Origin of the sequence: Streptomyces sp. P9-A4 (assembly GCF_036634195.1) — a bacterium.
GTDB lineage: Bacteria > Actinomycetota > Actinomycetes > Streptomycetales > Streptomycetaceae > Streptomyces.
Window position 1 is genome coordinate 398,767 of sequence record NZ_JAZIFY010000002.1, and the last position, 16,884, is coordinate 415,650.

Genomic DNA, 16,884 nt, shown 5'->3' on the forward strand with positions numbered 1-16,884 from the left:
GCCGGCCGGGGCCGCGCGCTCACGGGGTCACGGGTTCACGGGCCCCCGCTCATGGGGGATCTTCTCCCCCGCTTCGACGGCGACGGGGAGCCGGTTCTCGGCCGGCGGCAGCGGGCAGGTCGCGAAGTCGGTGTAGGCGCAGGGCAGATTGCTCGCGCGGTTGAAGTCGAGGTGCACCGTGCCGTCGGGTCCCGGCGCGTCGATCCGGAGGGAGCGGTTGGCCGCGTAGGTGGTGACGCCGGAAGTGGCGTCGGTGAAGAGGACGGTGAAGCCGCCGGGCGTGTACCCGTTGAAGGCCGTCAGGCTCAGCTCCTGGCCGTCGAGCCGGAAGTCGATCCGGCCCGGGGCGTCGTACACGTGCTTCAGTCCTTCGACGCTCGCGCCGACGGTGGTCGGGCGCGGTTCGGCGAAGGGGACGTACCGGCCGGTGACCGCCCAGCGCGGATCGGGCGCGTACGCGGGCGTTCCGCCGAAGGCGGCCCGCAGCGGATGGCCGGGGTGGCGAGGCCGGACCACATGGTGGCCGCCGCGCTTGGCGACCTCGATCACCGCATCGCCCCAGACGGCGTCGACGCCGCCGCGCTCGGGGACGAAGCCGAAGTCGTACCGACCCCGGACGGCGGTCCCGTCCACGAGAAGTTCCGTCCCCTCCTCCAGTTCCACGGTCACGCCCCCGGGTCCGGTCGACCAGAGTCCGGGGGCGTCGGGGACGCGCTGCGGCTCGGCGGTGAGCCAGTGCAGTCCCGTGATGGCGAGGAAGCCGTGCTCTGCGGCGAGCCGGGCGTCCTTGCCCCGGTGCCACTCCTCCCATTCCGCGGTGAACAGGTCGGGGTCGGCGGGCGGCTCGGGGGTGTTCCGTACGCTCATGGGTCCTCCAGGTGTGGTGCGCGCGTGCGTGGGCGCGGGTCGTGGCTCGCTGCACGGGGAGGCCGCTCGCGCCGAAGACGACGACGGGTCCGTACGGGGTCCCGCACGGGTCCGTCCGAAGGGCGCGCTCAGGGTGTGCCGGGGGCGCGGTGGTCGCGCGGGCGACGGCCGGCTGCCGGGACGAGGGCCTCGGTGTCAGCCGGAACAGGACGTGGTCGTGACGCGCACGTAGTCCACGTGTCGGCGCGTCACGAGCGGGGTCATACGACCAGCAAAGCACAACTCCAGGACCGTCGTGCGGTGTTCTTCCCGAATGAGATCGCCCCCCTAGACGCCGTCGTCCGGGGCGGCCGTCCCGGCCGTGCGGCGGAAGGCGGTCCGGTGGGCGCTGGGCCGGTGGCCGGTGTGGCGGGCGAAGAGCGCGGCGAAGGTACCGGGGTCCTGGTAGCCGACGGCCGCGGCGACGGCGGCGACGGTGCGGTCGGTGGTCTCCAGGAGGTGGCGGGCGCGGCGCACCCGGGAGGCCTGGAGATGCGCGAGCGGGCTGTGTCCGGTCTCTTCGGCGAAGCGGCGCAGCAGGGTGCGGGTGCTGACCCGGAAGGCGTCCGCGAGCGCGGCGAGGTCGTAAGGCTCGGCAAGGTTCTGGTCGAGCCGCCGCATGACCCGCTGGGAGAACTCCCGGCCCGGCTGTGGGAGGAGCCGGGGGTCGACGTACGGGGTCTGGGAGCTCCGGGCGTCGTCGACGAGGGTCAGGCGTGCGGTGGTACGGGCGACCCGGGCGCCGCTGTGCCGGCGGATCAGGTCCATCGCGAAGTCGTACATGGCGCTGAACGCGGCCGTGGTGGTCACCCCGCTGTCGGTCACGACCAGGTGCTCGGGCCGTACGTCGGCCTCCGGGCAGCGCCTGGCCAGTTCGCCCGCGTGCAGCCAGGAGGTGGTGGCCCGGCGGCCGTCGAGGAGCCCGGCCTCGGCGAGCAGGAACGCGCCGACGCAGAGGGAGACGACGGCGGTGCCGCTCGCGGCCTGCGCGCGGATCGCCGCGATCTCGGGGGTGAGCCGGGCGAGCCGTTCGTCGAGGTCCGCGTCCGGCCGGAGTTCGAAGCCGGGGACGACGAGGACGTCGACCTCGCGCAGCGGCCGTACGTCCAGGACCGCGCCGCCCGAGGCGGTGACCCGGCGGCGGGGCGAGACGACCGTCACCCGGTAGCCGGGCGCGTCGGGCCCGGCGATGTGCCCGGCCATCGTCAACAGGTCGGGGACGCCGAACACTTCGGACGCGAAGCAGTCCGGGTAGGCCAGGATCCCGATGCGCAGCGCGCCCGGGTCGGCGTCCGCCCGTACGAGGTCCGCCGCGGCGATCTCGCCCGCCTGCCGAGTCGTCTCCACCATCGCCTCCTGCCTCCCGCCCCCCTCGCGTGGCGAGATTACCCCTGACCCAGGCGATCCCGCCCCTCACACGGCGGGCGGCCACGGGGCCAGGCTGACCACATGAGAGACGACGATCCGATCGACGACTTCACCCGCCGGAGCATGACCGTGGAGGGGGTGGAGAAGACGGTGTACGTGGCCGGGGCGGGGCCCGCGGTCGTGGTGCTGCCCGAGATGCCGGGCATCAGTCCCGACGTCCTGCGGCTCGCGCGCTGGGTGCGGGACGCGGGCTTCACCGTCCATGTGCCCTCCCTGTTCGGGACGGACGGCGCCTTCCCCACGGTCGAGGGCGGTCAGGAGGTCGTCCGCCGCGCCTGTGTCAGCGCCGAGTTCCGGGCGTTCGCCGGGGGCGGCACCAGCCCGGTCACGCGCTGGCTGCGCGGCCTGGCCCGTCGGGCCCACGCCGCCTGCGGCGGGCCGGGGGTGGGCGCGATCGGCCTGTGCTTCACCGGCAACTTCGCCCTCACCATGGCCCTGGAGCCTTCGGTGATCGCGCCGGTGGTCAACCATCCGTCACTGCCGCTCGACGACCCCGGCGGGCTCGAACTCGACGAGGCGGACGCACGTGCGGTGCGCGACCGCCTCGCCCGGGACGGACTCACCGTCCTCGCCTACCGCTTCGAGGGCGACCGCTGGTGCACGGGGCAGCGTTTCGCGGCCTATCGAGCGCTGCTCGGCGAGGCCTTCGACGGGCGCGTCCTCCCGGACGGCGCCGCCAACCCGGCCCCGCCGCCGTTCTTCGGCGAGGTGGTCGGCACCCCGCACAGCGTCGTCACCGCCCACCTGGTCGACGAGGCGGGCCATCCCACGGTCCGGGCCCGCGACGAGATCCTGGCCTTCCTCGCCGACCGCCTGCACCCGCACGGGAACCCGGGACCGTCCCAGGAGCCGGCCTGATCCGGAAGACAGTCCCTAGCGACCCTGGAGCGCCTTGACGTTGTCGCCGAACGTCCAGCCCTTCGACCCGTCCCAGTTCGCCGACCAGGTCATCAGGCCCTTCAGCCCACCGCCGTAGTGGTTCCAGGCCTGGGCGACCGCGGACGGTGCCATGTGGCCGCCGCCCGCGCCGGGCTGCGCGGGGAGCCCGGGGACCTGCTTGTCGTACGGCACCCGGATGGTGGTGCCCTGGATCACGAGGCCCCTGTTCAGGCAGTCGGTCTGCGCGACGAACCCGGCGACGGTCCCGGCGGAGTACGAGTCGCCCGAGCAGCCGTACATGCTGCCGTTGTAGTACTGCATGTTGAGCCACCACAGGCGCCCGTTGTCCGCGTACTTCTTGACGATCGGCAGGTACGCGCCCCAGATCGAGCCGTAGGCCACGCTGCCCCCGGTGACGTACGCGGTCTCGGGGGCCATCGTCAGCCCGAAGCCCGCGGGCATGCGGGCGAGGACGCCGTCGATGATGTGCACCAGGTTGGCCTGGGAGGTGGAGAGGGTGCCGATGCTGCCGCTGCCGACCAGGCCGGTCTCGATGTCGATGTCGATCCCGTCGAAGTTGTACGTCTTCAGGATCGGGACGACGGTCTCGATGAACCGGTCGGCGACGGCCCGGGAGCTGAGGTCGATCCCGGCGGCGGCGCCGCCGATCGACAGCAGGAGGGTCGCGCCGGCGGCCTTGGCCCGGCACATCTCCGCCGGGGTGGCGACCCGGACGGTGCTGTCCATGCCGTCCTCCCACAGCACGGTGCCGTCCGAACGGATCACGGGGAAGGCGGCGTTGATGACGTTGTAGCCGTGGGCGGCGAAGCGCGGGTCGTCGATGGGGGCCCAACCGAAGGGCGGGTGGACGCCGTTGGCCGCGCCGTCCCAGTTCTCCCAGTACCCTTGGAGCACCTTCCCGGCGGGCTTGGGCTTGAGGGCGCAGGTCTCCGCCGCCGCATCGGACGCGGAGGCGGGCGCGGCGAGGGCCGGGGCGGCGAGGGCGGCTGCCGTGAGCAGGGCGGTGAGACCCGCTCCGAGGACACGGGGGATCCGGAGGCCAGGCATGCGTGCTCCTTGGGACGTGGGGGGATGGTCCTAGGCATGGCGCGCGTTCCAGCAGACCGTAAGTTGGTCCAGACCTTTCGTCAACCACCCCGGAGAGCCCTTGTCCCCGCCGGACGACCCCACGGCGGACGGACAACAAAAAGGGCAAGGAAGTCAGGGACTCCTTGCCACTATCAAGATATAGCGCAAGGGGGGCCTTGCGGCAAGGCCCCGGTCGTGGGTCAGAATCTGCGGGCAAAGCCACTACCTGCGAAGTTCATCGATTCGCGGAATATGCGCCTTGCGGACCAGACGACTTCTCGAACGGGGCTCTTCTCATGATCGACGTGATCGTTGCCGGTGGCGGGCCGACCGGCCTGATGCTGGCCGGCGAGCTGCGGCTGCACGGTGTGGAGGTGCTGGTCCTCGAGAAGGAGACGGAGCCGACCGTGCAGTCCCGCGCCCAGGGGCTCCATGTGCGCAGCATCGAGGTGATGGACCAGCGCGGCCTGCTGGACCGCTTCCTCGCCGTCGGCCGGCAGGTCCGGGCCGGTGGGTTCTTCGCCGGGCTCGCCCCCGAGTGGCCCGAGCGCCTGGACACGGCGCACTCGTACGTCCTCGCCATCCCGCAGGCCGACACCGAGCGCCTGCTCACCGAGCACGCCGTCGAGCTGGGCGCCGAGATCCGGCGCGACTGCCGACTGGTCGGGCTGAGCCAGGACGCCGACGGGGTGACCGTCGAGCTGGCCGACGGAACGCAGCTGCGCACGCGGTACCTCGTCGGCTGTGACGGTGGCCGCAGCACGGTCCGCAAGCAGCTCGGTGTCGGCTTCCCCGGCGAACCCTCCCGGGTCGAGACCCTGCTCGGCGAGATGGAGCTCGACGTCACGCCCGAGGAGCTGGCCGCCACGATCGCCGAGGTCCGCAGGACCCAGCAGCGGTTCGGCGCCATGCCGCTCGCGGACGGGGTGTACCGCGTCATCGTGCCCGCCGAGGGCGTGGCCGAGGAGCGTGGTGCCACACCGACGCTCGACGAGTTCCGCGAACAGCTGCGGGCGTTCGCCGGAACCGACTTCGGCGCGCACTCGCCGCGCTGGCTCTCCCGCTTCGGCGACGCCACCCGGCAGGCCGAGCACTACCGGGTCGGCCGGGTGCTGCTCGCCGGCGACGCGGCGCACATCCACCCGCCGACCGGCGGGCAGGGGCTCAACCTCGGCATCCAGGACGCGTTCAACCTCGGCTGGAAGCTCGCCGCCGAGGTGGCCGACTGGGCGCCCGAGGGACTCCTCGACAGCTACGAGTCCGAGCGCCACCCGGTCGCCGCCGACGTGCTCGACAACACGCGCGCGCAGATCCAGCTGATGTCGACGGAACCGGGCCCCCAGTCGGTGCGCCGGCTCCTCGCGGAGCTGGTGGACATCGAGGAGGTGAACCGCTACCTGATCGAGAAGATCACCGCCATCGCCGTCCGCTACGACCTCGGCGAGGGCCACGAACTCCTCGGCCGGCGTCTGCGGGACGTGGAGCTCAAGGGCGGCCACCTCTACGGGATGACGCACGCCGGGCGCGGACTGCTCCTGGACCGGACCGGCCGCCTCTCGGTGGCGGGCTGGGAGGACCGGGTCGACCACGTCGTCGACGCCGCCGAGGAACTCGACGTACCGGCGGTGCTGCTGCGCCCGGACGGCCACGTGGCGTGGGTCGGCGAGGACCAGGCGGACCTGAACGCCCACCTGCCCAGGTGGTTCGGCTGCCCCAGCACCTCGTAGCACCGAGGTCTCCGCGTACGGAGACGGGCCGGCGGGCCGGATCCGTCGGACGACGGGTCCGGCCCTCCCGTCGGGGCGTCCGGTCAGACCCGGTCGGCCGCGATCAGGACGTACTGGAAGGAGCCGTCCTTGTACGACTCGATGAACGCCTCCTCGATGCCGGTGACCAGCGACGACGTGGCGCGCAGCTCCCAGTACGGCAGCGTGTCGGGCGTCAGGTCGATGACGGCCTGCGGGACGAGGCGGTTGTCGGCCATGGCGCGCAGGTACTCGCGGCGGGAGTGGATGTTGCACTCGAAGTGCGCGTTGATCTGGGAGACCCACTTCGAGGGCTGGCCGTAGCGCGGGTTCCAGCAGCCGGTGATGGTCACGTAGCGGCCACCGACCTTGAGGAAGCGCGAGTGCTCGGCGAAGAGGTCGTCGAGGTCGACGTACATGGTCGACTCGTTGTTCCACGAGCCGGCGATGGTGCCCTTCTCGAAGGGTGTGTCGAGCATGTTGCAGACCTGGGCGTGGACGTGGTCGTCGATGCCCAGCTCCTTCGCGCGCCGGTTGCCGAAGTCGGCCTGCGTGGAGGAGAGGGTGACGCCCTCGACCTTGCAGCCGAAGCGCTGGTGGGCCATGACGCTCGAACCGCCGCGACCGCAGCCCGCGTCCACCAGCGTGTCGTCCCGCCCGATGGTGCCGAGGTTGTCCAGGAGGACCTCGGCCTGCGCGGACTCCAGGCGGTGCAGCTCGGCGATCAGCTTCTTCTCGTACTCGCTGTCCTCGGTGTCCCCGAGCGCGGAGTGGTCGACGGCGCCGATGCCGTAGTGGTGGTGGTAGAGCCCGTCCACATCACCGAGGCGCAGGTTCACCGGCCTGGCCTCGGCGTTCCAGTAGCGGGCGATGTCACCTTGGTACGGCGTCGCCGGGGACGGGACGAACGCGGAAGTACCGTTGAGAGTGGTGAACTCGGTGCTGGTCACAGATGATTCCGTTTCTTACCAGAAGTCGGGCAGGCTGTAGCGGTAGGTGTTGGTCTGGTGCCAGTAGTGGTTGCCGTCGACCCACACGGCGACTCCCCGCAGGAAGCGCAGCACGCTCGGGACGGGGCAGGCCTCGGCGAGGGCGGCGGCTTCGGCCTCGAAGTCGCGCATCAGGTCGTTGTGGACCTCGACGGCCTTCAGGTAGCCGTCCCGGTCGGAGAGGCCCTCCCGGTCGGCGATCACCACGGGCAGGTTCAGATGGGTGCCGGGACTGGCGAGTTCCTTCATGTACGAGTAGAGGTCGTTCACGATGGTGGTGGCGTTCCCGGCCAGGGCGAGGACGCGCTGCATGGCCGGCTGGGCGTGCAGGTCCGCCGGCAGTTCGTAGCCGCCGACGGTGTCCGTGATCGTGGGGCAGGGGCGGAAGTTGTTGAACTGGCGCATCGCCAGGTACTCCCACACCTCCGGCACGTGGTCCGTCTCGGACCAGGCGGCCTCCGCGAGGTAGCCCAGGTGGAGCCGGGCCATGTCGTGGCGGAAGCGGTCGGCCTGGGAGGGGGTGGACTGCTTGACGAAGTAGTCCATGGCGGAGCGGTACGCGCGGCGCGGGGCGTCGGCGTGGAGCGACTCCGCCCACCCGGGCTCGTACTCCTTCGTCGTGTGCAGGGGGTCGAGGGCGGTGTGGGCGAGGAGCAGCCGCCCGCCGAGTCCGATGGGCGAGCCGCCGTGGTCCTCGCAGTAGCAGTCGTCGACGGCGTTCTCGGCGACCATCAGACGGGTGGCGACCATCAGGTGCTCGACCGTCGGGGCGTCCGGGTGGCAGGCCACCATGTAGCGCCCGACGGAGAAGCCGTCGAACTCGCCCTCCCAGTCGTCGGGGTAGAGCTGCACCTCGTCCAGGGCCCAGGCCTTGATCCTGCGGCTGACCTCGTCCACCCGTACCGGGTCCGGATCGGGGACGGGGTGGAAGTAGAGGCCCGGGATCGGGCGGCCCTGGGCCGGGGCGGCGGGTGCCGGAGACTCCGGCGCGGCCGGTGCCTCCGAGCGCCGGGCCAGGGACAGGGCCGCCGTGCCCAGTCCGGTGGGTCCGCTCAGGACCCACGCCGGGGCGAGGGCCTCCGGCGCGGATACGCCGACGGCCTCGGCCGACGGAGCGGAGACGACGCCCGGCAGGGCGGGAGCGACGGCCGGCGGGGCCGGGGCGGCCGTCGTCGGCGTGGCGACGACGGCCCCCTCCCCCACGGGCGTCGCGATCTTGAACTGGGCGAGCACATGTGCCCCGAAGTGGGCCGCGGCGGAGGGCAGGCTCGACTGCAGAGGGGAAGGCCCGGGTTCGGGCATCCTTGACTCCTCGGTGAGATAAGTGGACTGTCCCGGACCCCGGGCACTCCGGGCCGGCCCGGGAAGATCCGGACTGTCACGGCCGCCGTGGCGGCCGGCGGGCGGCCCGACGACAGGCCCTAGGGCCTGTCGTCACACTCCCGTCGTCGCCCGAAGGGCGGCCCCGCGGCGTCTGGTGCGTGCTCTCGGCGTGCCGGGCGGAAGCCCTCGTACTGGACGTACTCGGGCTTTCGCCCGGTGCGGCGAGAGCGCGTGCCAGGCGTCGTGGGGCAGGCGGGAGTGTGACGACAGGTCCTAGTCGCGCCTGCGGGCGATCTGCACGTTCTCCAGCACGCCCAGCGCGTTGGGCACGAGGATGGCGGCGGAGTAGTAGGTGGTGACGAGGTAGGACATGATCGCCTGCTCGCTGATGCCCATGAAGCGGACCGAGAGGCCGGGCTCGTACTCCTCCGGGAGGCCGGTCTGACGCAGGCCGATGACGCCCTGGTTGTCCTCGCCGAGACGCATCGCGAGGATCGAGGTGGTGTTCTCCTGGCTGATGGGGATCTTGTTGCACGGGAGGATCGGGACCCCGCGCCAGCTCGGGACCTGGTGCCCGTCGAGGTCGACGGTGTCCGGGTACAGCCCGCGGGCGTTCCACTCGCGTCCGATGGCCGCGATGGCCTTGGGGTGGGCGAGGAAGAGCTTGGTGCCGCGGCGGCGGCAGAGCAGCTCGTCGAGGTCGTCCGGGGTGGGCGGGCCGGAGTGGGTCTGGATCCGCTGCTTGAAGTCGGCGTTGTGGAGGAGGCCGAACTCGCGGTTGTTGACGAGCTCGTGCTCCTGGCGCTCGCGCAGCGCCTCGACGGTGAGCCTGAGCTGCTCCTCCGTCTGGTTCATCGGCCCGTTGTAGAGGTCGGCGACCCTGGTGTGGACCCGCAGGACGGTCTGGGCGACGGAGAGTTCGTACTCGCGCGGCTTGAGCTCGTAGTCGACGAAGGCGCCCGGCAGCGCGATCTCGCCGGTGTGGCCGGCCGACATCCCGATCTCGGCCTCGCCGTGACGGTTCTGCCGCTGGAGCGGCAGCGAGCTGAACTCCTGGAGGTGGGCCCGCAGGCCCGGCGCCGAGGCCTGGACGGCGGCGAACTCGGCCCGGGAGAGGGTGAGCAGCGTGCCGGAGGTCTCGGCGGTGGCGGTGTAGTCCCATCGGGCGTCGGCGTCCAGAAGGGCGTTCTCACCGAACCGGTCGCCGTCGGCGAGCACGGCCACGGCCACGGCGTCGCCGTACTTGCCGACCGAGGTCTGGTTGATCCGGCCGTGGGCGATCAGGTGGATCTCGTCGGCGGGCGTGCCGCGCTCGACCAGTACCTCTCCGGCGCTGAAGTCGCGCTGGACGCAGCGGCCGGCCAGGGCGTTCAGCACCTCCTCGTCCTCGAAGCCGCGCAGCAGCGCGAGTTCGCCGAGCTCGCGCGGGATGACCCGGACGTGGGCGCCGTCCTGGACGAACTCGATGCGCCCGTCCCCGACGGTGTAGCTGAGCCGGCGGTTGACCCGGTAGGCGCCGCCCTTGGTCTCCACCCAGGGGAGCATCCGCAGCAGCCAGCGGGAGCTGATCTCCTGCATCTGGGGTGCGGACTTGGTCGTGGTGGCGAGGTTCCGGGCAGCCGCGGTGCTCAGGCTGGACTGCTTCGGCGCGTCCAGCTGTGCGTCCGGGCTCGTGTCAACGCTCATGGGGCGGGCTCTCCTTGGGAGGCGTGTTGACGGGCACATGGCTGTGCCGGTCGGAGTGAGGAGAAAGGGGGAGAAATCTCTGGGAATCCGTCCAGATCCCGGGGAACAGTAACGACCGGTACCGCCGTGCACCCCATCGGATCGAAGGCATTACCTCGAAACGGGGATCTTGCTCCGTAAGAGGTTTAAGTGGGCGAACAGCGGTATTCGGTCGGCCTGGCCGAGAGTCCTCCGATGCACGGGCGCACGCGGCGAGTTCGTGCACATACGGATCCGGCCGCCCCTCCGTGGAGGGACGGCCGGATCGAGGGGGTGGGGCTCCGCCGCCGCCCGGAGGGCAGGGCCCACCCGGCGGGTCAGCGGGCCACGCGGGGAAGTCCGGTGACGCTCATGACCAGGGAGTAGAGCGAGCTGGTGGCCGTGATGAACATGCGGTTGTTCTTCGGCCCGCCGAAGGCGATGTTGGAGACCGGCTCGGGCACCCGCAGCCGGCCGATCAGGGTGCCGTCCGGGTCGTAGCAGTGGACGCCGTCCTCGAAGGCGGCCGCCCACAGCCGCCCTCCGTCGTCGAAGCGGATGTTGTCGAAGCCGCCCTGGGCGCGCTCGGCGAAGACCGTGCCGTCGGAGAGGGTGCCGTCCTCGCGCACCTCGAAGGCGCGGATCCGGCGGCCCCGGGTGTCGGCGACGTACAGCCGCCGTTCGTCCGGCGAGAAGACGATGCCGTTGGGACCGCCGAAGCCGTCCGCGACGCGGCGCACCTCGGTGGTGACCGGGTCGATCCGGTAGACGTCGCAGCTGCCGATCTCGCTCTCGGCGCGATGGCCCTCGTAGTCGCTGGTGATGCCGAAGTCCGGGTCGGTGAACCAGATCGAGCCGTCGGAGCGAACGACCGCGTCGTTCGGACTGTTGAGGCGCTTGCCCTCGAAGCGGTCGGCGAGGACGGTCACGCGTCCGTCGTGTTCGGTACGAGTCACCCGCCGGTTGCCCTGCTCACAGCTGATCAGCCGGCCCTCGCGGTCGAGGGTGTTGCCGTTGACGTGCCCGGCCGGGTTGCGGAACTCGGTGACCGCCCCCGAGACCTCGTCCCAGCGGAGCAGGCGGTCGTTGGGGATGTCGCTCCAGATCAGCTGCCGCCAGGCGGGCAGGTAGAGCGGCCCTTCGGCCCAGCGGCAGCCCGCGTGGAGCCGTTCGAGGCGCGCGTCCCCGAAGGCACAGCGTCCGGTGCGGAAGCGCTCGTCCAGAATCACATACGGATCGACGTCGATGTCGCCGGTCATGACCCACCCCTACCCATGATCCACTGAATGACATTCGGAACGATCTCAGTATGACAGGACAGGGTATGGTTCCGGCATGGGAATGACGGACGGGATACTCGACGGAACGGACCGGGCGCTCATCGCGGAGCTCCAGCGGGACGCCACGCAGGCGTACGCCGCGCTCGGCAGGACGGTCGGTCTGTCGGCCGGAGCGGCGCACGAGCGGGTGCGGAAGCTGCGGGAGCGCGGCGTGATCCGGCGGACCACCGTGGAGGTCGACCCGGCCGCGCTCGGGCGGGACGTACTGGCCTTCGTCATGGTCGACTCGACCGCCTGGATGGGGGAATCGGCGGAGGCCTTCGCTGCCATCCCCGAGATCCAGGAGGCGCACGTCATCGCGGGCAGCGCCTCGGTCCTGGTCAAGGTCCGCACCCCCACAACGGTCCAACTCCAGGACGTGCTGCGGCGGTTGTACGCGATCGAGGGTGTGAGCGGCACCCAGGCCACGGTGTCCCTGGAGACCTTCTTCGAGCGTCCGGTCTCCGCTCTCTGATCTCTGACCGGGGGCAGGCCCCGTCAGGCGGTCGCGCCGCTCTCCAGGATCCCCTTGAGGGTCCGCTCGTCCCTCGGCATCTCCTTCCGCACGTGCGGCCGGACGACCAGGGGGACGAGGGCCTTGCCGATGCCGTGCCCCTCGAAGTCGAGGGAGAGCGTCACGCGTGAGCGCTCGCCGTCCTCCAGCGGCATGATCGTGCCCCGGATGTCGCCGCGCACCGGTCCGTCGATGCCGTGCACGTGCCAAGACCGCGGCGGGTCGAGTTCGATGACCTGCATGGTCGAGGTCATCACCCGACGTCCGAGCCGCCGGGTGACGGCGACCTTGGAGCCGACCGCCAGGGGTTCGTTCCCGATCCTGCGGACCGAGACCGCGCTCTCCTGCCACTCGGGCAGGTGCTCGGGGTCGGTCACGTAGGAGAAGACCTCCGTCGGCCGCCGGGAGATGTCGATGGTTTCCGTGATGACAGGCATGACGCCCTCTTCGTCCCACAGGAGTCCCCGCCGGTACGTGTTTCTCGGCGCGTCCCTCGAAGCGTTCCCCGACGCGGGGCTCGTTGGCGCTTCGTACAAATCGTCCCACGGACGGGGAGGACCCGGCAACGGGCGGCGGGGCGTCGCGGGGATCTGAGTAGCGGTACTCATGCCGGAGCCCGCCGACGGCGGGACCATGGCGCCAGACCGGGGAATGGGCGCGGAGGGGGCGGCATGAGCAAGGTCGTGGGCGTGTTCGTGGCCGCGGGGCTCGCGGTGGGCGCACTGGTGCTGGCGTACGCGGTGGGGGTACCGCCCGGGACCCTGCTGGCCGTGGGGGCGGGTACCCTCGGCCTGCTCTGGCTGCTGCTCCTCCTCACCGCCCCCTGGAACCTGTACTTCCGGGCGCAGGCGGTGCTGGCCGAGATCGCGGTCAGCAGGGAGAAGGGCATCGACGTCGCCGGGGAGCGGGACGGCGAGGCGCGGCGCATCGCCCGCGTGATGCTGCGGGTGGCCGTCGCCGGGCATGTGGTGACGGCCGCCGCGGCGCTTGCCGTCGCCGCAGCGACGGGCCGCGGGGCGGGTTACTGGTTCGCCGGGTTCTTCCTCCTGAGCACGTTCTTCCGGCCGGCGGGCGCGTACTTCGGGCAGTTGCGGCGCAGGCTCCGGGTGCTGCTCAGGGACGTGACGTTCCCGCGCGACGACGTGGTGGCGCTGACGGGTCGGGTGGCTGCCCTGGAGAGCGGGGCCACGGTCCTGGACGGCAAGGCCGAGGAGCAGTACAGGGCCCTCGCGGAGCTGCGCCGCACCGTGGACGCGGTGGGGCTCTCCGCACACGGCCGCGCCGACGACACCGACCGACGGATCGAAGCGCTCGCACGGGAGTTCGAGGCGACGGTGAACCGGCTCACCGACAACGAGGAGATCATCACCGGTCTGAAGGCCTTCCTGAGGCTTCTCCGGGCCACCGACGCGCGGGATGCCGCACCGAGCACGGCGACGCACGGCCAGTGAGGGGTGGGGTCACCCGCTTGCCGGTCTCCGGCTTGACGCTAATGTCGATATATAGGCCAGATGTGCATCCTCGTTCCCGCGCTCACGAGAGGTGGGAAGGGGAGTGCGAAAGGAGCCTCCCATGACCCGTACATTGCGGGGCGCGATAGCCCTGGCCGGAGCCACGGCCTTCTGCCTGGGCGCGGTGGCGACCAGCGGGGCGGCCCAGCCGGGCGCGGCCCCGGCACAGCAGGGCGAGGTGAAGATCGGCCTGCTGCTGCCGGAGAGCAAGACCACGCGGTACGAGAAGTTCGACCGGCCGTACATCGAGGCCAAGATCCAGGAACTGGTTCCCGGGGCGCACGTCGACTACTACAACGCCGCCGAGAGCGCCACCACCCAGCAGCAGCAGGTGAACACCGCGCTCGCCAAGGGCGACAAGGTGCTGATCCTGGACGCCGTGGACGCCAAGTCGATCCAGTCCTCGGTGCAGAAGGCCCATGACGCGGGCGTGAAGGTCGTGGCGTACGACCGTCTCGCGCAGGGTCCGGTCGACTCGTACGTCTCGTACGACAACCACAAGGTGGGCGAGCTCCAGGGCAAGGCCCTCCTCGCCGCGCTGGGCGACAAGGCCAAGAGCGGCGAGATCGTGATGCACAACGGGTCGCCGACCGACCCGAACGCGGCCGAGTTCAAGGCCGGCGCGCACTCGGTGCTGGACGGCAAGGTGAAGATCGGCAAGGAGTACGACACACCGAACTGGGACCCGAACAACGCCAACCAGCAGATGTCCGGCGCCATCAGCGCGCTCGGCAAGGACAAGATCGTCGGCGTCTACTCGGCCAACGACGGCCTGGCGGCCGGTATCGCCACCGCTCTGAAGTCGGCGGGCATGAACGTGCCGCTGACCGGCCAGGACGCGCAGCTCGACGCGATCCAGCGCATCCTGCTCGGCACCCAGACGATCACGGTCGAGAAGCCGTACAAGCCGGAGGCGGACATCGCGGCGACCATGGCCGTCAACTTCGCCCAGGGCAAGCCCCTGCCGGCCGACCTGACGCCCACGACCGCCACCAGCGGCAGCGGTCAGAAGGTCCCGGCCACCCTGCTCACGCCGATCGTGGTCGACAAGAGCAACATCAAGGACACGGTCGTGAAGGACGGGCTGTACACCGTCGCGGAGATCTGCACTCCGACCTATGCCGCGGCCTGCAAGGACGCCGGACTCCAGTAGCCGGTCCGCCGGCCGACCCCAGCTGTCGGCCGGCATCGGACGCCGGGCACCAGCAGCCGTCGGCCGCCAGCGGTCGCGGCACGTCTCCAGGAGGCGGTTCCCTTGCCGGAGTCACCCGTGCTCACCCTGCGGGGAATCTCCAAACGGTTCGGCGCCGTCCAGGCGCTGCAGGGCTTCGACCTGGACGTGCATCCCGGTGAGGTGGTCGCGCTGGTCGGCGACAACGGCGCCGGCAAGTCCACCGCGGTCAAGGCGATAGCCGGGGTGAACCCGCCCGACGCGGGCGTGATCACCTGGGAGAGCCGGCCGGTCTCCATCAGCCGGCCGCACGACGCCCAGAACCTCGGCATCGCCACCGTCTACCAGGACCTGGCGCTCTGCGACAACCTCGATGTGGTCGCCAACCTGTACCTGGGCCGCGAGCTGCGCCGCTTCGGCGTCCTGGACGAGGTGCGGATGGAGCAGCGGGCGCGCGAGCTGCTCGACACGCTGTCGATCCGCATCCCGAGCGTCCGCATCCCCGTCGCCTCGCTCTCCGGCGGTCAGCGCCAGACGGTGGCCATCGCCCGTTCGCTGATCGGGTCGCCGAAGGTGGTGATCCTGGACGAGCCCACCGCCGCGCTGGGCGTGGAGCAGACGGCCGAGGTCCTCGACCTGGTCGAGCGGCTCCGCGAGCAGGGTCTCGGGACGATTCTGATAAGCCACAACATGGTGGATGTGATGGCGGTCGCGGACCGCATCGCGGTGATGCGCCTCGGCCGCAACAACGGCTTCTTCGACAGGCGCTCCACGACCACGGAGGAGATCATCTCCGCCATCACCGGGGCCACCGACAGCGCCGTCACGCGCCGCCAGGCCCGTAAGCGGGAGGAAGAGCGATGAGACGCGACCGGGGCCGCGGCCCCTCCGGCGCCGACGACGCCACCCGCGAACCGGCGTCCGGTGCCGTGCCGGCCGTCGACACCCGTCTCCTCGTCCGCGCGGAGGGCGTCAAGGGGTACGCCGACGAGTTCCGGCGCAAGATGCGGAGCGGAGAGCTGGGCTCACTGCCCGTCGTCCTGGCCGTGATCATCATCTGGACGGTGTTCGGCAGCCTGAACAGCACCTTCCTCTCGGCCCAGAACCTCTCCGACCTCAGCCAGCAGATCGTCGGCACCGGCATGATCGCCGTCGGCATCGTCTTCGTTCTGCTGCTCGGCGAGATCGACCTCTCGGTCGGATCGGTGAGCGGTCTGTGCGCCGCGATCTTCGCCGTGCTCAATGTCATCAACGGCATGAACCAGTGGGTGGCGCTGCTCGTCGCCATCGCGGGCGGCGCGGCCGTCGGGCTCATCCAGGGGTTCTTCTTCGCGAAGGTCGGCGTGCCGGCGTTCGTGGTCACCCTCGCGGGCAATCTCGCCTGGAACGGGCTGATGCTCCAGGTGCTCGGCAGCAGCGGCACGGTCAACATCCCCGGCGAGAGCATCGTCTCGAAGCTCTACTCGACGATCTACCACAGCCCGGCCGCCGCCTATGCGGCGGCGGCCGTGGGCGTCGGACTGTTCCTGGCCGCCTCGCTGCTGGACGCCAACCGGCGCCGGAGAGCCCGGGTGCCGTTCCGGCCGGTCGCCGAGATCGTGCTGCGTACGGTCGCGCTCGCGGCGATCGCGTTCGCCGCCGCGTACATCCTCAACAGGTACCAGGGTCTGCCGCTCGCGCTTCTGATCTTCCTGATCCTGCTGGTGCTCCTGGACTTCGTGCTCCGGCGCACCACGTACGGCCGCCGGATCTTCGCGGTCGGCGGCAACATCGAGGGCGCGCGCAGGGCGGGCATCAGCGTGCCGTTCGTGCGGATGACCGTGTTCTCGATCGCCGGGACGATGGCCGCGATCGGCGGCCTCTTCCTGGCGGGCCAGATCCAGTCGGCGAGCCAGACCTCGGGCGGCGGCAATCTCCTGATGAACGTCATCGCCGCCGCCGTCATCGGCGGCACGAGCCTGTTCGGCGGCCGGGGCTCGGTGTGGTCCGCGCTGCTCGGCGCACTGGTGATCGGGTCCATCCAGTCGGGCATGAACATCATGGGCGTCAGCAACGCCGTCCAGTTCATGATCACCGGCTCGGTGCTGCTGGCCGCCGTGGTCGTCGACTCCTTGTCCCGCCGCACCCAGAAGGCGGCGGGGCGGGCGTGACGGGAGGGGGTCGCGACCGGTGGTCTGAGCGTGTGTGCCAGGCGGGCCTCTCCGGCACGGCTTAGGGCCTGTCGTCAAACTCCCGCCTGCCCCACGACGCCTGGCACGCGCTCTCGCCGCACCGGGCGAAAGCCCAAGTACGGTCCAGTACGAGGG

15 protein-coding genes are annotated in these 16,884 nt (G+C 71.2%); 7 read left to right on the forward strand and 8 right to left on the reverse strand.

Annotation, left to right across the window (positions count from 1 at the left end; translation table 11 throughout):
* Nucleotides 1-27: 27 nt before the first annotated feature.
* Together V4Y03_RS32515 and V4Y03_RS32520 are read right to left on the reverse strand one after the other, a co-directional pair.
* Nucleotides 28-867, reverse strand: a complete 840-nt coding sequence (locus tag V4Y03_RS32515; RefSeq protein WP_332437575.1) for a DUF1684 domain-containing protein — start codon at nucleotides 865-867, stop codon at nucleotides 28-30.
* Between the two features lie 327 nt (nucleotides 868-1,194).
* Entirely contained in the window at nucleotides 1,195-2,256 is a 1,062-nt protein-coding gene (locus tag V4Y03_RS32520; RefSeq protein WP_332437576.1) for a GlxA family transcriptional regulator, read from the reverse strand.
* A gap of 99 nt (nucleotides 2,257-2,355) precedes the next feature.
* Here V4Y03_RS32520 and V4Y03_RS32525 point away from each other — a divergent pair, with 99 nt between their 5' ends.
* Nucleotides 2,356-3,192, forward strand: a complete 837-nt coding sequence (locus tag V4Y03_RS32525; RefSeq protein ID WP_332437577.1) for a dienelactone hydrolase family protein — start codon at nucleotides 2,356-2,358, stop codon at nucleotides 3,190-3,192.
* A gap of 15 nt (nucleotides 3,193-3,207) precedes the next feature.
* Here V4Y03_RS32525 and V4Y03_RS32530 read toward each other — a convergent pair whose 3' ends face one another.
* Nucleotides 3,208-4,281 carry a chitinase gene (locus V4Y03_RS32530; RefSeq protein ID WP_332437578.1) on the reverse strand — a complete coding sequence of 358 codons (1,074 nt, stop codon included), beginning with the start codon at nucleotides 4,279-4,281 and terminating at the stop codon, nucleotides 3,208-3,210.
* 317 nt (nucleotides 4,282-4,598) lie between these two features.
* Between V4Y03_RS32530 and rox the strand changes: the two genes are divergently transcribed.
* Nucleotides 4,599-6,029 (forward strand): rifampin monooxygenase, encoded by a 1,431-nt coding sequence (gene rox, locus V4Y03_RS32535; protein ID WP_332437579.1) that lies wholly within the window; start codon nucleotides 4,599-4,601, stop codon nucleotides 6,027-6,029.
* 83 nt (nucleotides 6,030-6,112) lie between these two features.
* On the opposite strand, the gene V4Y03_RS32540 is transcribed toward rox, so the two are convergent.
* The 4 genes from V4Y03_RS32540 to V4Y03_RS32555 form a co-directional block, all read right to left on the reverse strand.
* Nucleotides 6,113-6,997, reverse strand: coding sequence for a geranyl diphosphate 2-C-methyltransferase (locus tag V4Y03_RS32540; protein ID WP_317876243.1), 885 nt, complete (start codon nucleotides 6,995-6,997; stop codon nucleotides 6,113-6,115).
* A 15-nt stretch (nucleotides 6,998-7,012) separates the two neighbouring features.
* Nucleotides 7,013-8,338, reverse strand: a complete 1,326-nt coding sequence (locus V4Y03_RS32545) for a family 2 encapsulin nanocompartment cargo protein terpene cyclase (RefSeq protein ID WP_332437580.1) — start codon at nucleotides 8,336-8,338, stop codon at nucleotides 7,013-7,015.
* A 294-nt stretch (nucleotides 8,339-8,632) separates the two neighbouring features.
* Nucleotides 8,633-10,045 (reverse strand): family 2B encapsulin nanocompartment shell protein, encoded by a 1,413-nt coding sequence (locus V4Y03_RS32550; protein ID WP_332437581.1) that lies wholly within the window; start codon nucleotides 10,043-10,045, stop codon nucleotides 8,633-8,635.
* A 356-nt stretch (nucleotides 10,046-10,401) separates the two neighbouring features.
* Complete coding sequence (locus V4Y03_RS32555; protein WP_332437582.1) at nucleotides 10,402-11,322, reverse strand: SMP-30/gluconolactonase/LRE family protein; 921 nt, start codon at nucleotides 11,320-11,322, stop codon at nucleotides 10,402-10,404.
* 76 nt (nucleotides 11,323-11,398) lie between these two features.
* On the opposite strand from V4Y03_RS32555, the gene V4Y03_RS32560 reads away from it, so the two are divergent.
* On the forward strand, nucleotides 11,399-11,857 hold the full coding sequence (locus V4Y03_RS32560) for an Lrp/AsnC family transcriptional regulator (protein ID WP_317874670.1): 459 nt from the start codon (nucleotides 11,399-11,401) through the stop codon (nucleotides 11,855-11,857).
* Between the two features lie 23 nt (nucleotides 11,858-11,880).
* On the opposite strand, the gene V4Y03_RS32565 is transcribed toward V4Y03_RS32560, so the two are convergent.
* On the reverse strand, nucleotides 11,881-12,333 hold the full coding sequence (locus tag V4Y03_RS32565; protein ID WP_332437583.1) for an SRPBCC family protein: 453 nt from the start codon (nucleotides 12,331-12,333) through the stop codon (nucleotides 11,881-11,883).
* 234 nt (nucleotides 12,334-12,567) lie between these two features.
* Here V4Y03_RS32565 and V4Y03_RS32570 point away from each other — a divergent pair, with 234 nt between their 5' ends.
* The 4 genes from V4Y03_RS32570 to V4Y03_RS32585 all read left to right on the forward strand — a co-directional run bounded on the left by V4Y03_RS32570 (nucleotide 12,568) and on the right by V4Y03_RS32585 (nucleotide 16,728).
* The gene (locus V4Y03_RS32570; protein WP_332437584.1) at nucleotides 12,568-13,347 is read left to right on the forward strand and encodes a hypothetical protein; all 780 of its coding nucleotides are present in this window, start codon (nucleotides 12,568-12,570) and stop codon (nucleotides 13,345-13,347) included.
* A gap of 121 nt (nucleotides 13,348-13,468) precedes the next feature.
* Nucleotides 13,469-14,560: a sugar ABC transporter substrate-binding protein gene (locus tag V4Y03_RS32575; protein WP_317874667.1), complete on the forward strand. Its 1,092-nt coding sequence runs from the start codon at nucleotides 13,469-13,471 to the stop codon at nucleotides 14,558-14,560.
* 102 nt (nucleotides 14,561-14,662) lie between these two features.
* Nucleotides 14,663-15,442 carry an ATP-binding cassette domain-containing protein gene (locus V4Y03_RS32580; RefSeq protein ID WP_317874666.1) on the forward strand — a complete coding sequence of 260 codons (780 nt, stop codon included), beginning with the start codon at nucleotides 14,663-14,665 and terminating at the stop codon, nucleotides 15,440-15,442.
* Nucleotides 15,439-16,728, forward strand: coding sequence for a sugar ABC transporter permease (locus V4Y03_RS32585; protein ID WP_317874665.1), 1,290 nt, complete (start codon nucleotides 15,439-15,441; stop codon nucleotides 16,726-16,728). Before V4Y03_RS32580 ends, V4Y03_RS32585 begins: the two co-directional genes overlap by 4 nt.
* Nucleotides 16,729-16,884 lie beyond the last annotated feature (156 nt).

What these genes read in the sequence shown, in the direction of transcription:
- V4Y03_RS32575 (WP_317874667.1), top strand. Translation starts at nt 13,469, where the DNA reads ATGACCCGTACATTGCGGGGCGCGATAGCCCTGGCCGGAGCCACGGCC.
- V4Y03_RS32520 (WP_332437576.1), bottom strand. Translation starts at nt 2,256, where the DNA reads ATGGTGGAGACGACTCGGCAGGCGGGCGAGATCGCCGCGGCGGACCTC.
- V4Y03_RS32565 (WP_332437583.1), bottom strand. Translation starts at nt 12,333, where the DNA reads ATGCCTGTCATCACGGAAACCATCGACATCTCCCGGCGGCCGACGGAG.
- V4Y03_RS32530 (WP_332437578.1), bottom strand. Translation starts at nt 4,281, where the DNA reads ATGCCTGGCCTCCGGATCCCCCGTGTCCTCGGAGCGGGTCTCACCGCC.
- V4Y03_RS32550 (WP_332437581.1), bottom strand. Translation starts at nt 10,045, where the DNA reads ATGAGCGTTGACACGAGCCCGGACGCACAGCTGGACGCGCCGAAGCAG.
- V4Y03_RS32585 (WP_317874665.1), top strand. Translation starts at nt 15,439, where the DNA reads ATGAGACGCGACCGGGGCCGCGGCCCCTCCGGCGCCGACGACGCCACC.
- V4Y03_RS32560 (WP_317874670.1), top strand. Translation starts at nt 11,399, where the DNA reads ATGGGAATGACGGACGGGATACTCGACGGAACGGACCGGGCGCTCATC.
- V4Y03_RS32555 (WP_332437582.1), bottom strand. Translation starts at nt 11,322, where the DNA reads ATGACCGGCGACATCGACGTCGATCCGTATGTGATTCTGGACGAGCGC.
- rox (WP_332437579.1), top strand. Translation starts at nt 4,599, where the DNA reads ATGATCGACGTGATCGTTGCCGGTGGCGGGCCGACCGGCCTGATGCTG.
- V4Y03_RS32515 (WP_332437575.1), bottom strand. Translation starts at nt 867, where the DNA reads ATGAGCGTACGGAACACCCCCGAGCCGCCCGCCGACCCCGACCTGTTC.
- V4Y03_RS32570 (WP_332437584.1), top strand. Translation starts at nt 12,568, where the DNA reads ATGAGCAAGGTCGTGGGCGTGTTCGTGGCCGCGGGGCTCGCGGTGGGC.
- V4Y03_RS32545 (WP_332437580.1), bottom strand. Translation starts at nt 8,338, where the DNA reads ATGCCCGAACCCGGGCCTTCCCCTCTGCAGTCGAGCCTGCCCTCCGCC.
- V4Y03_RS32525 (WP_332437577.1), top strand. Translation starts at nt 2,356, where the DNA reads ATGAGAGACGACGATCCGATCGACGACTTCACCCGCCGGAGCATGACC.